Here is an 11,295-nt window from a genome sequence, read left to right as displayed (position 1 = left end):
GCTCCCCCCCCGGCCCGGCCCCGGCCCCCCCCACCTCCACCCGGTCCCGCCTAGCGCCGCCCGGTCCCGCCTAGCTCCTCCCCCGGCCCTGTCCACGGCCCGCCTAGCTTCGCTCCGATCCCGCCCTCCCGTCGATCATGGAGTTGTGGTGGTAGGCGAAAGCGACATAACACCACTTCCTGGGCACCACAACTCCATGATCGACGGGGTGGGCTTGTGGGGACGGCGGTTCCGGCCTTCCTCCTGCGCGATCTTGCACTTGCTGCCTCGGCATAGCGGTCATTCCACTCATAAGGGCGGCACGAACTGCATGATCGCTGGGGCTGGGGCTGGGGCTGGGGCTGGGTCGGGCTGGAGCGGGGTGGGTGAGGTGAGTGGGAAGGGGTACTGGTTGTGAGCTGTGGGTGGCTTGGCTCTTGTATTTGAGTGGCTCGGGTTGTCCGGTCTGGTCGCTCTACCCGCTGATCGCTCAGATTCCGTGATTGATAGGCCGACTTTCGAGCACCCATGGTGAGCGAAACTGGGTTAGGCTGCGGGCCATGTGTGGAATCGTGGGATACGCGGGCGCGCGCCCCGCACTGGGCATCGTGCTCGATGGGCTGCGGCGGCTGGAATACCGCGGCTACGACTCGGCGGGCGTCGCGATCGTCTGTGACGGTCAGCTGCTGGCCGAGAAGAAGGCCGGCAAGCTCGCCAACCTGGAGAAGGTGCTCTCCGAGCGGGCCGCCGACGACCCGACCTCCTGCGCGGCCAGCCCGTTGGGCATCGGTGACGGCACCACAGGCATCGGGCACACCCGCTGGGCCACCCACGGCGGTCCCACCGACCGCAACGCCCACCCGCACGTCGCCCCCGACGGCCGGGTCGCGGTCATCCACAACGGCATCATCGAAAACTTCGCCAAGCTTCGCGCGGAGCTGGAGGACGACGGCGTCCAGTTCACAAGCGACACCGACACCGAGTGCGCCGCGCATCTGCTCTCCGCCGCGCTGGCCGACCTGCGGGCCGCCGGTCAGCCGGACAGCCCGCAACTGCTCGCCGCCGGCATGCGGGTGGTCTGCCAGCGGCTGGAGGGCGCCTTCACGCTGCTGGCGGTCGACGCTGCGGTGCCCGGTGCGGTCGTCGGTGCCCGGCGCAACTCGCCGCTGGTGGTGGGCCGGGGCGACGGGGAGAACTACCTGGCCAGTGACGTGGCCGCGTTCATCGAGCACACGCGGGACGCGGTGGAGCTGGGCCAGGACCAGATTGTCCTGATCACCGGCGACAGCATCGAGATCACCGACTTCGACGGTCAGCCCGCAAGCGGTAAGGACTTCCACATCGACTGGGACTCGTCGGCCGCCGAGAAGGGCGGTTACGACTGGTTCATGCTCAAGGAGATCGAGGAGCAGCCGCAGGCCATCGCCGACACGCTGCTCGGCCGGCTCACCGAGACCGGTGAGATCGCCCTGGACGAGGTCCGCCTCAGCGACCAGGATCTGCGGGACGTCGACAAGATCTTCATCGTGGCCTGCGGCACGGCGTACCACTCCGGGATGGTCGCGAAGTACGCCATCGAGCACTGGACCAGGATCCCGTGCGAGGTGGAGCTGGCCAGCGAGTTCCGCTACCGCGACCCGGTGCTCGACCGGTCCACGCTGATCGTGGTGATCTCACAGTCCGGCGAGACGATGGACACCCTGATGGCGCTGCGGCACGCCAAGGAGCAGAAGGCCCGGGTGCTGGCGATCTGCAACACCAACGGCTCGACGATCCCGCGCGAGTCCGACGCCGTGCTCTACACCCACGGTGGGCCGGAGATCGCCGTCGCCTCCACAAAGGCGTTCCTCACCCAGCTTGTCGCCTGCTATCTGATCGGGCTGCACCTGGCCCAGGTACGCGGCATCAAGTTCGCCGACGAGGTCGGCGCGGTCGTGGCCCAGCTGCAGGAGATGCCGGGCAAGCTGCGCGAGCTGCTAGCCCGGATCGAGCCCGTCCGCGAGTTGGCCCGCGAGCTGAAGTCCGAGCCCACCATCCTGTTCATCGGCCGGCACGTCGGCTACCCGGTGGCCCTGGAGGGCGCGCTGAAGCTCAAGGAGCTTGCGTACATGCACGCCGAGGGCTTCGCCGCCGGCGAACTCAAGCACGGCCCGATCGCTCTGATCGACAAGGGCACCCCGGTGATCTGCGTGGTGCCCTCGCCGGTCGGCAGGGGCATGCTGCACGACAAGGTCGTCTCCAACATCCAGGAGGTACGCGCGCGCGGCGCCCGCACCATCGTGATCGCCGAGGAGGGCGATGAGGCAGTCGTCCGGTACGCCGACCACCTGATCTACGTGCCGCGTACGCCGACCCTGTTGGCGCCGCTTGTCACCACGGTCCCGTTGCAGGTGCTCGCCGCCGAGATCGCCGCCGCCCGGGGGCACGACGTGGACCAGCCCCGCAACCTGGCCAAGTCGGTCACCGTCGAGTAGCCCTCAGCGGCCCAGCACGACCCGGGCCATCCCGTCCAGTGCGGGGTTGCCCGGGTCCCAGTAACCGGAGTGCCCGCCTCGCCCGCTGCGGAAGACCCGACCGCCGAACCCGGGATCGGCCGGGTCGTGACCGAACCACAGCTCGTGACCGGTGCGGTCGGGCCAGCCCAGAACGGCGGCGAGCGGCGCCGACCCCAGGAGTGCCCGCCGGCCGAACTCGTCCACCGGCTGGGCCAGGCGGATCACGTCGTCGGGGGCCTGGCTGGCCCACACCTGCCGGGCCGGTACGCCCAACTCGCCGGCGTGTGCCGCACCGACCCCGGGCGAGCCGACGAACACCAGCGCGTCGGCGGCCAACCCGTGCTCCCGGGCGGCCATCCCCACCACCAGCGACCCGTAGCTGTGCCCGAGCACGGTCTGCCGGGCCGGCGGCCCCTCGTGGCTGGCGCGTAGCCCTTCCTGGAAGCGGTGCAGCGCCGAGCCGGCATCCCGGGCCGGGCCGGCCGACGCCGCGTCGGTGAGGAAATCGGGCGCGTCGTAATCGAGCCAGAGCACGGCTGCGCTGCGCTCACCCGGCGCGAGTGCCGCGCACCGGTCCAGCACCCGCCCCGCGCGACCCAGCTCGCCGGGGGCGTCGTCCAGACCGGAGCCCGTCCCCGGCACGTACGTCAACACCCGGTCGGCCTGGTCCGGGTCGCCGAGCGCCACCACCACCCGGCCGTCGCCTGCGGGGTCCAGCCCCAGCAGGTACGCCCGCGGCTCCCCGGATGCCGTCAGGCGCTCGACAAGCGCGTCCAGGCCGGCCAGCCGGGCCGCCACCGCCCGCAGCCGCGCCGACGCGATCGGCCCGGGAGGCACCCGCGCCAGCAGCAGCCGCCGCCGCTCGGCGAGCAACTCCGCACGCCTGGACCCGAGCAACAGCCGGTTGGCCTGGTCCCGGGCGGACACCGGTAACCCGTCAAGCCGGCCGACCAGAGCTGGCTCGCGCACCACCAGCCACCGTCGCTGAGCCGGGGTCAACCCGGCCCACCAGGCGCGCACCAGGGCCGGCGAGGCACCGGGACCGGGCCGGCTGGGCGGCGGCGGGGACACCCAACCGGATCCGGCGGCCCGCGCCAGCTCGTCCAGCCGGTCGGCGGCCAGCCGGTCCGCAGCGCCGGCCCGGTCGAGCGCGTCCCGCAGCGCCGCCGTGGCCCCGGCCGCCGCGACGCCGGCCCGCTCGGTCGGCGCGGCCCGGGACGGATCGGCCCGCACCGCGCCCGTCCGGTCCACCACCAGACCGGCTGCGTCGGCCAGTCTGACCGCCTCGGCGAGCCGGGCCTTCGCCACCGTCAGCCGCCCGGCCAGCTCGGCCAGCACCTGATCGGCCTCGATCAGCGCGGGCGCGACAGATGTCAGCTCGTCGCGGAGACCGTTGAGGCGGGAACCGGCAGCGGTGGCCGCCGCACCCGACCAGCCGCCCCGCAACCGTCCGGCGGTCGCTCCCAGGCCGTCGACGCGCTGCTGCACCGGCCCGGTCAACCCGGCCCAGGCCGCCCCGGCGGCCCGCCACCCGCCCGGGTCGGCGGCCCAGAGCTGCCGGTAGCCGACGCCGGTCACCGGGGCAGGCCAGTGAACCGGCCGGCAGCCCGGTCGTCCACCGTCTCGTACGCCTCGGCCGACGCCCGCACCCCACCCGAGGTCGCCGCCACCTGGGCGCCCAGCCGACAGAACCAGGAGTGCCCGGCCGCCTCCAGCCCGGCCAGCGCCGTGGCGGCCCGCCAGCCTTCCGCCGGCACCAGCAGGCCGGGCACCCGGGCCAGACCCAGCACCAACCGGTACGCCTCGTCGTCGAGCGCGCCGGCCACGGCCCGCAACTCCTGCGGCTGGACGGCGAACGGCTCCTCGGTCATGACCCCACCCCCGTGGACGATCGGCATCGACGCGCTGACGCTAGGCCTGGTCGGAGGGCGGCGAGGTGCCCTGTGGACAGCCGGCTGACGGCGTACCCCAGGGGTGTCCACAGGCGTTGCCCACCGCGTGCCCGACGGCTAATCTGCGGCCCCCGCCGCCGGTAGGGTGAAGTGGTGATCGTCGGCATCGGCCGGGTGGGCCGCGCCGGCCCACCCGTGAACGGACGGAGCACGGTGACATGAGACCGGTGTGGCGGGTGGCCGACGTGCGGGCGGCCGAGGCGGGCCTGATGGGCACGCTGCCGAGCGGCACGCTTATGCAGCGCGCCGCCGCCGGGCTGGCCCGCCGGGCCGCGCTGCTGCTCGCCGAGCGGGGCGGGGTGTACGGCGGACGGGTGCTGCTGTTGGTCGGCTCCGGCGACAACGGTGGCGACGCGCTCTACGCCGGGGAGCGGCTGGCCCGCCGGGGCGTCGAGGTGTCCGCCCTGCTGATCGCCCCGGGGCGGGCGCACGCCGCGGGCCTGGCCGCGCTGCGGGCCGCTGGTGGTCGGCTGGTCAACCGTCCGAGCGGCCCTGTCGACCTGGTACTCGACGGCATCGTCGGCATCGGGGGTACGGGCGGGTTGCGGGCGAACGCCGACGGGATGGTCCAGCGCCTCGACGAGCTGCGCGGCCGCGACGGCGGACGGGCCACAGTACTGGCCGTGGACGTGCCGAGCGGGGTGGCCGTGGACACCGGGCACGTCCCGCCGGCCGTGTCCGACCGGCCCACAGCGGTACGCGCCGACGTGACTGTGACGTTCGGCGCGCTGAAGCCCGCCCTGGTGGTCGGGCCGGCAGCCGCGCTGGCCGGGCAGGTGGAACTTGTCGACATCGGGCTGCGGCCATGGCTGCGGGGCACACCGGCGCTGCAGGTCACCGAGTGGTCCGACGTCGTGCAGTGGTGGCCGGAGCTGGGCGCGGCGTCGGAGAAGTACACCCGGGGTGTGGTGGGGGTGGCGACCGGCTCGGCGACGTACCCGGGTGCGGCAGTGCTCTCCGTCGGCGGCGCCCTCGCGGGGCCGACCGGCCTGGTCCGCTACGCCGGGGGCGCCCGGGGCGAGGTGCTGCACCAGCACCCCTCGGTGATCGCCACCGGTCGGGTCGCCGGGGCCGGCCGGGTGCAGGCCTGGGTGTGCGGCTCCGGGCTGGGCACCGGCGAGGACGCGGCAGCCGAGCTGCGGGCGGTCCTGGCCGCACCGGTGCCTGTGGTGCTCGACGCCGACGCGCTGACCCTGCTCGTGGACGGCTCCCTCGCCGACCGGCTGCGCGGCCGGGACGCGCCGATAGTGGTCACTCCGCACGACAGGGAGTTCACCCGGCTCTGTGGGGAGGAGCCCGGCGCCGACCGGGTCGGGGCCGCACTGCGGCTGGCCGCCTGGATGAACGCGGTGGTGCTGCTCAAGGGGGACCGCACGGTGATCGGCACGCCGGACGGCCGGGCGTACGTCAACCCGACCGGCACCCCGGCGCTTGCCACCGGCGGCACTGGTGACGTGCTGGCCGGCCTGCTCGGCTCGTTCCTGGCGGCCGGGGTGCCGGCGGACCGGGCCGCAGCCGCGGCCGCGTACCTGCACGGGCTGGCCGGTCGGGAGGCGGCCCGGAGTGGCCCGGTGACCGCGACCGACGTGGTGGCCGGCCTGCGCCCGGTCATCGCCCAGTTGAGCGGGTCGTGACCGTTTCGGGTCGACTGTCGGGTTGACGGGTCGGGGCCGTGCGTCGCCGCCCGCGGTGATCAGCGCGGAAAGTAGGCTGGGTACATGTGGCAGGCCGAGGTACGTGTCGACCTTGACGCGATCCGCGAGAACGTGAGCCGGCTCCGCTCCGGCACGACCGCCGAGGTGATGGCGGTCGTCAAGGGCGACGGGTACGGCCACGGCATGCTCCCGGCCGCCCGTGCCGCCCTGGACGCCGGCGCCGACTGGCTCGGCGTGTGCACCCTCGACGAGGCGCTGACGCTGCGCCGGGGCGGGATCACCGCGCCGGTGTTGGCCTGGCTGCTCGCACCCGGTCTGCCTCTGCACGAGGGGGTCAGCGCGGGGGTGGACCTGAGCGCGGCCAGCCTGCCGCAACTGGACGAGATGATCGAGGCGAGCCGCCGCGCTGAGCGTCCGGCCAGGCTGCACCTGAAGATCGACACCGGGCTCTCCCGAGGTGGCGCCACCGTCGCCGACTGGCCGGAGCTGCTGGACGCCGCCGCGAAGGCGCAGACCGACGGCCTGGTCGAGGTGGTCGGTGTGTGGAGCCATTTCGTGTACGCGGACATGCCCGGCCACCCCACCACCGACCGCCAGTTGGCCGTCTTCCACGAGGGCCTGGCCATGGTCGAGCAGGCCGGGCTGCGCCCCCGCTGGCGGCACCTCGCCAACTCGGCGGCCACCCTGACCCGCCCCGACACGCACTTCGACCTGGTCCGCCCCGGACTGGCCGTCTACGGCCTGTCCCCGGTGGCCGGCGAGACGTACGGGCTGCGACCGGCGATGACCGCCCGCGCCCGGGTGATGCTCACCAAGCGGGTGCCCGCCGGCACCGGCGTCTCCTACGGGCACACCTACACCACGGACGCGGACGCGAATCTGGCCCTGGTGCCTCTCGGCTACGCCGACGGGGTACCCCGGCACGCGTCCAACACCGGGCCGGTGCAGCTCGCCGGGGCACGCCGGACCATTTCCGGGCGGGTCTGCATGGACCAGTTCGTGATCGACTGTGGCGACGACCCGGTGGTCGACGGTGACGTCGCGACGTTGTTCGGCGACGGCAGGGACGGCGCACCGACCGCCGACGACTGGGCCGAGGCGGCCGGCACGATCAACTACGAGATCGTCACCCGGTTCGGCAGCACCCGGGTGCCCCGCGTCTACGACGGCGAACGACCGTGAGCGCGAGGAGTGAGCCGGGTTTGCGAGCCCCGCAGTCGCGAACAGGGTTGGCGTCATGAGCTACCGCATCCCTCGTCCGCGGACGGCCGCCGGCCGGGTCGCCGGCCTGCTGGGCGCTGCGGTGGGTGTCGCCGCGGCCGGTCTGGCCGCCGGTGTCGCGACCGAACGCACCCTGGTGCGGCGGCTCAAGGCCGACCCCGCCGACCGTTACGCGCACGAGAGGTTCGACGAGCAGCCGTGCGACGAGGCGTTCCGGCTGGAGCTGCCGGACGGCACCGACATCCACGTCGAGGTGGTCGAGCCGACCCGCCCGGTGCCCGGGCATCCCACGGTGGTGCTCGTGCACGGCTTCTGCCTGGACATGGGCACATTCCACTTCCAGCGCCAGATGCTCGCCGCCCGCGGCGACTACCGGATCGTCGCGTACGACCAGCCGGGTCACGGCCGGTCCGGCCGGTTGGAGACCGGCGAGTACGACCTCGCGGTGCTGGGCCGGACGCTGCGCCAGGTGATCGACCGCACCGCCCCGGACGGGCCGCTGGTGCTTGTCGGCCACTCGATGGGCGGCATGACCATCATGGCGTTCGCCGAGTTGTTCCCGGAGTTGTTCGGTGACCGGGTGGTCGGCACCGTCCTGATGGCCACCTCGGGCGGGTTGATCGCGGAGACCAAGCTTGTCGCGCCGGCGCTGCTGGGCCGGGTCGGTGGCCCGGTGCTGTACATGGCCAGCAACGCCACCCGGTACGGCGGCCAGGTGATCGACAGAGCCCGCAGGTCCACGTCGAACGTGGCCTGGCTGCTCACCCGCAAGTACGGCTTCGGCACCCGTAAGCCCAGCCCTGCGTTGGTGTCCTACGTGGAAATGATGAACTCCCGAACGTCGGCTGACACGGTGACCCGCTACCTGCGGACCATTGCCACGCACTCGCGATTCCCGGCACTTGCCGCGTTGGCGAACGCCCCGGTGCTGGTGGTCGTCGGCGACAAGGACATGATCACTCCGGTGACTCATTCGGAGGAGATCGTCCGGCGGTTGCCGCATGCCGAGTTCGTCAAGATCAAGGACAGCGGGCACGTGGTGATGCTGGAGCACGCCGACGAGGTCAACGCCGCGCTGGAGCGGTTTCTCGAGTCACTGGAGAGCGTGGAGGACCGGTGAGTCACGTCGTCAAACTGCCGACCGTCGAGGACACCCGCGAGTTCGGCCGCCGGCTGGCCGGTCTGCTGCGCGCCGGTGACCTGGTGCTGTTGACCGGGCCGCTGGGCGCGGGCAAGACGGCACTCACCCAGGGCATCGGCGCCGGGCTTGGCGTGCTTGGCGACATCACCTCACCGACGTTCGTGATCGCCCGGGTGCACCGGCCGGACCCGGCACGGGGTGGCCAGGTGTCGTTGGTGCACGCCGACGCGTACCGCTTGGGCGACGCCAGCGACCCCCGTGCCGAGATCGACGATCTGGACCTGGACGCCTCGGTGGACGAGTCGGTGACCGTTGTGGAGTGGGGCGAGGGCCTGGTGGAGCAGTTGGTCGACGCGCACCTGCGGGTCCGCATCGACCGCCGCGACGACGACACTCGGATCATCGAGCTGGACCCGTTGGGCGGCGACTGGGCCAGGCGGCTCGCCGACTTGGGTTAGGCCGACGGGCCGCTGTCGTACGCGGTGCCTAGAGTGCGGGGGACCGACCCGCGCTGGAAGAGGTTCCTGATGCCCGACGACGCTCCCGCCCTGGATCTTTTGGCCTTGTTGCCGGAGCCGTGGCGTGCCGTGCTCACCCCCCACCTCGATCCGGCCCGCACCGCCGCGCTGGCCGAGTTCGTCACCCGGGAGTACGCGACACACACCGTCTTCCCGCCTCTGGAGGACCTGTTCTCGGCATACCGGCTCTGCCCGCCGCAGAGCACCCGCGTGTTGATCCTCGGGCAGGACCCGTACCACCGGGCCGGGCAGGCACACGGGCTCAGCTTCAGCGTCCGCGACGGGGTGGCGGTGCCCCCGTCCCTGCGCAACGTCTTCAAGGAGTTGGCCGAGGATGTCGGCGTGCCCAAGCCGAGTGGCGGCAACCTCGCAGGTTGGGCCGCGCAGGGCGTGCTGCTGCTCAACGCGGTGCTGACCGTGCGCCAGGCCACACCGGGCTCGCACGCCAACGCCGGTTGGGAAGAGTTCACCGACGCCACCATCCGTGCACTGGACGCCTCGACGGACCGGGTGGTCTTCCTGCTCTGGGGCGGCTACGCCCGTAAGAAGGCGGCCCTGGTCACCAACCCGCAGCACGTCGTGCTGGAGGCCGGTCATCCCAGCCCGATGAACCCCCGTGGCTTCCTCGGCAGCCGCCCGTTCAGCGCGGCTAACAAGGCCCTAGCCGACGCTGGCCTTCCCACCATCGACTGGGAGCGCACCGCCAGCTGACCGCGCCTGCCGCCAGTTGACCGCGCCGCAGCACCGTGCCGCAGCGCCGTGCTGGCCGCGCCCGGGCTGGGCTGGCCGCGCCGCGCCGCGCCCGGGCTGGGCTGGCCGCGCCGGGCTGGCGGTGCCGTTTCGTGTGGCCGGTCGTGCAGGTGCGCCCGGCTGCCGGTCGGTGGGTCAATCTCAGCTGGCCAGCTGTCGGGCCCGGTAGCGGCGTAGCAGCTCGGCGGCCCGCGGTTCGGTCAACTCCAGCTCGACCAGCGGCACCACCTGGTAACCCCGCCCGCCGTGGCGTACCTCAATGGTTGCGGGCAGCTCGTCGCACATCGTGGCCCGGATCTCGCCGTAGCGGGTCGACCAACGGTGCTCGCCCGGTTCTTCAGGATCCAGCCACACCCCGCCGAATTCACCCCAGCGGGCGTTCCACCGCTGGCCGTAGTTCGCCTCCAGCCAGCCTGTGAACGGTTTCGAGTCCTGCCAGCGCAGGGCGATCTCCAGCGCGTCGACCGGCACCGGCGCGCCCTGCAACAGCGCCGCAGTGCTTCCGGTGATCACCTTCGGGAGATCGGGGAGCCGGTCGAGCAACCGACCCAGATCCAGCTCATCGATCCGCTCATCGATCGGTCGGGCGGCCAGGTCGTCGATCCGGGCGTCGAGGTGCGCGTCGAGAGGTTCGACCCCGACGGTCAGCTGGATATCCATCGCGGCGAGCAACGTTTCGAGGATGGCGATGCTGGGAGCGCGGCTGCCGCTCTCGACCCGGGCAACTGCCGCCTGGCTGACCCCGGCCATCTCGGCGAGCTGACGTTGGTTCAGCTCGCGTAGGTGCCGTTGTTGACGCACTGTGGCGCCCAGCAGGGTGCCGAGGCGAGTGGATGACATTCCGGCATGGTGGACCGGCCCGAGTTGCCTGCGATACCGCTGTGGCACATTGCTGACTCGCCAGCATGGTGGGCAGGTGTGTTCGTGGGGCCGGCATCCATGGGGCAGGCATCCATCGGACCGGTATCCGTGTGGCCGGCGGCCGCCTGGTCAGACTCGATGGCGGCCCTGCCTGCCTGAGGCCTCACTCTGACGAGCTTGATACCTGTGAGTCATATTGATGACTCACAGGTATCAAGCTCACGAGCGAATGCGCCGCCCGCTGGCCCGGAAGGCGGTGGGCAGCCGAGCTGCGCAGTTAGGCAGCTGCCTGAACGGTCGCGGTGTGGGCGAGTCCGAGCTGCGAGGTGAGGCCGCGTTGCCGACAGGCCCGGGCGTCGATGGGTAGGTCCGAGCTGCGGGGCAGCCGGCGTTTGCCGACGGGCCTGGCGGCGGTTGGCGCGTCCGAGCGGCGGAGTTAGCCGGCGCGCCGCCGGGCGGTGCGGGCGGTGTCCGAGGGTGCTGGTGGCTCCTGGCGGTGCCGGCGGTGCTGGTGGCTCCTGGCGGTGCCGCGGTGCTGGTGGTGCCCTGCGATGCCGGTGGTGCCGGTGGTGCCGATGGTGCGGGTGGTGCCTGGCGGTGCCGGTGGTGCCGCCCGGTGGTGTCCGGTGGTGCCCGGCGGTGCGGCGGTGCTGGAGGCGGGTGGTGCCGGTGGTGTGGTCGGCGGATGGGTGAGGGCTGGACGGCGGCGGGGCGGGTCGGGGG

At 72.8% G+C, this 11,295-nt stretch carries 9 protein-coding genes and 1 pseudogene; 6 read left to right on the top strand and 4 right to left on the bottom strand.

The genetic code is table 11. The annotated features are described in order from the left end of the window. The first annotated feature begins 539 nt into the window (after positions 1-539). Complete coding sequence (gene glmS, locus ADK66_RS25265; RefSeq protein ID WP_053659542.1) at positions 540-2,453, top strand: glutamine--fructose-6-phosphate transaminase (isomerizing); 1,914 nt, start codon at positions 540-542, stop codon at positions 2,451-2,453. A gap of 3 nt (positions 2,454-2,456) precedes the next feature. Here glmS and ADK66_RS25260 read toward each other — a convergent pair whose 3' ends face one another. Both ADK66_RS25260 and ADK66_RS25255 read right to left on the bottom strand, forming a co-directional pair. Further along, positions 2,457-4,052 (bottom strand): alpha/beta hydrolase, encoded by a 1,596-nt coding sequence (locus tag ADK66_RS25260; protein WP_053659540.1) that lies wholly within the window; start codon positions 4,050-4,052, stop codon positions 2,457-2,459. Continuing rightward, positions 4,049-4,345 (bottom strand): hypothetical protein, encoded by a 297-nt coding sequence (locus ADK66_RS25255; RefSeq protein ID WP_053659538.1) that lies wholly within the window; start codon positions 4,343-4,345, stop codon positions 4,049-4,051. The genes ADK66_RS25260 and ADK66_RS25255 overlap by 4 nt, the downstream gene beginning before the upstream one ends. 239 nt (positions 4,346-4,584) lie before the next feature. On the opposite strand from ADK66_RS25255, the gene ADK66_RS25250 reads away from it, so the two are divergent. The 5 genes from ADK66_RS25250 to ung all read left to right on the top strand — a co-directional run bounded on the left by ADK66_RS25250 (position 4,585) and on the right by ung (position 9,672). Next, positions 4,585-6,060: an NAD(P)H-hydrate dehydratase gene (locus ADK66_RS25250; RefSeq protein WP_053659536.1), complete on the top strand. Its 1,476-nt coding sequence runs from the start codon at positions 4,585-4,587 to the stop codon at positions 6,058-6,060. 84 nt (positions 6,061-6,144) lie between these two features. After that, complete coding sequence (gene alr / locus ADK66_RS25245) at positions 6,145-7,263, top strand: alanine racemase (RefSeq protein WP_053659534.1); 1,119 nt, start codon at positions 6,145-6,147, stop codon at positions 7,261-7,263. Between the two features lie 55 nt (positions 7,264-7,318). Beyond that, on the top strand, positions 7,319-8,422 hold the full coding sequence (locus tag ADK66_RS25240) for an alpha/beta fold hydrolase (RefSeq protein WP_053659532.1): 1,104 nt from the start codon (positions 7,319-7,321) through the stop codon (positions 8,420-8,422). Then, complete coding sequence (gene tsaE, locus ADK66_RS25235) at positions 8,419-8,901, top strand: tRNA (adenosine(37)-N6)-threonylcarbamoyltransferase complex ATPase subunit type 1 TsaE (RefSeq protein WP_053659529.1); 483 nt, start codon at positions 8,419-8,421, stop codon at positions 8,899-8,901. The genes ADK66_RS25240 and tsaE overlap by 4 nt, the downstream gene beginning before the upstream one ends. Positions 8,902-8,970: 69 nt before the next feature. Then, positions 8,971-9,672 (top strand): uracil-DNA glycosylase, encoded by a 702-nt coding sequence (gene ung / locus ADK66_RS25230; protein WP_053659544.1) that lies wholly within the window; start codon positions 8,971-8,973, stop codon positions 9,670-9,672. Positions 9,673-9,852: 180 nt separating this feature from the next. Here the strand turns inward: ung and ADK66_RS25225 are convergent, their stop codons facing one another. Both ADK66_RS25225 and ADK66_RS31995 read right to left on the bottom strand, forming a co-directional pair. Continuing rightward, positions 9,853-10,551, bottom strand: a complete 699-nt coding sequence (locus ADK66_RS25225) for a helix-turn-helix domain-containing protein (RefSeq protein WP_053659527.1) — start codon at positions 10,549-10,551, stop codon at positions 9,853-9,855. Between the two features lie 457 nt (positions 10,552-11,008). Then, a pseudogene (locus ADK66_RS31995) lies at positions 11,009-11,295 on the bottom strand (hypothetical protein); the annotation flags it as partial.

Origin of the sequence: Micromonospora sp. NRRL B-16802 (genome assembly GCF_001279555.1) — a bacterium.
GTDB lineage: Bacteria > Actinomycetota > Actinomycetes > Mycobacteriales > Micromonosporaceae > Micromonospora > Micromonospora profundi.
The sequence above is the reverse complement of the archived record's forward strand: the minus strand, read 5'-3'. Positions and strand labels throughout refer to the sequence as shown.

Bases quoted from the DNA above. Each gene is read 5' to 3' on its own strand.
- ADK66_RS25240 (WP_053659532.1), top strand. From the start codon at position 7,319: ATGAGCTACCGCATCCCTCGTCCGCGGACGGCCGCCGGCCGGGTCGCC.
- alr (WP_053659534.1), top strand. From the start codon at position 6,145: ATGTGGCAGGCCGAGGTACGTGTCGACCTTGACGCGATCCGCGAGAAC.
- ADK66_RS25225 (WP_053659527.1), bottom strand. From the start codon at position 10,551: ATGTCATCCACTCGCCTCGGCACCCTGCTGGGCGCCACAGTGCGTCAA.
- ADK66_RS25250 (WP_053659536.1), top strand. From the start codon at position 4,585: ATGAGACCGGTGTGGCGGGTGGCCGACGTGCGGGCGGCCGAGGCGGGC.
- ung (WP_053659544.1), top strand. From the start codon at position 8,971: ATGCCCGACGACGCTCCCGCCCTGGATCTTTTGGCCTTGTTGCCGGAG.
- glmS (WP_053659542.1), top strand. From the start codon at position 540: ATGTGTGGAATCGTGGGATACGCGGGCGCGCGCCCCGCACTGGGCATC.
- ADK66_RS25255 (WP_053659538.1), bottom strand. From the start codon at position 4,345: ATGACCGAGGAGCCGTTCGCCGTCCAGCCGCAGGAGTTGCGGGCCGTG.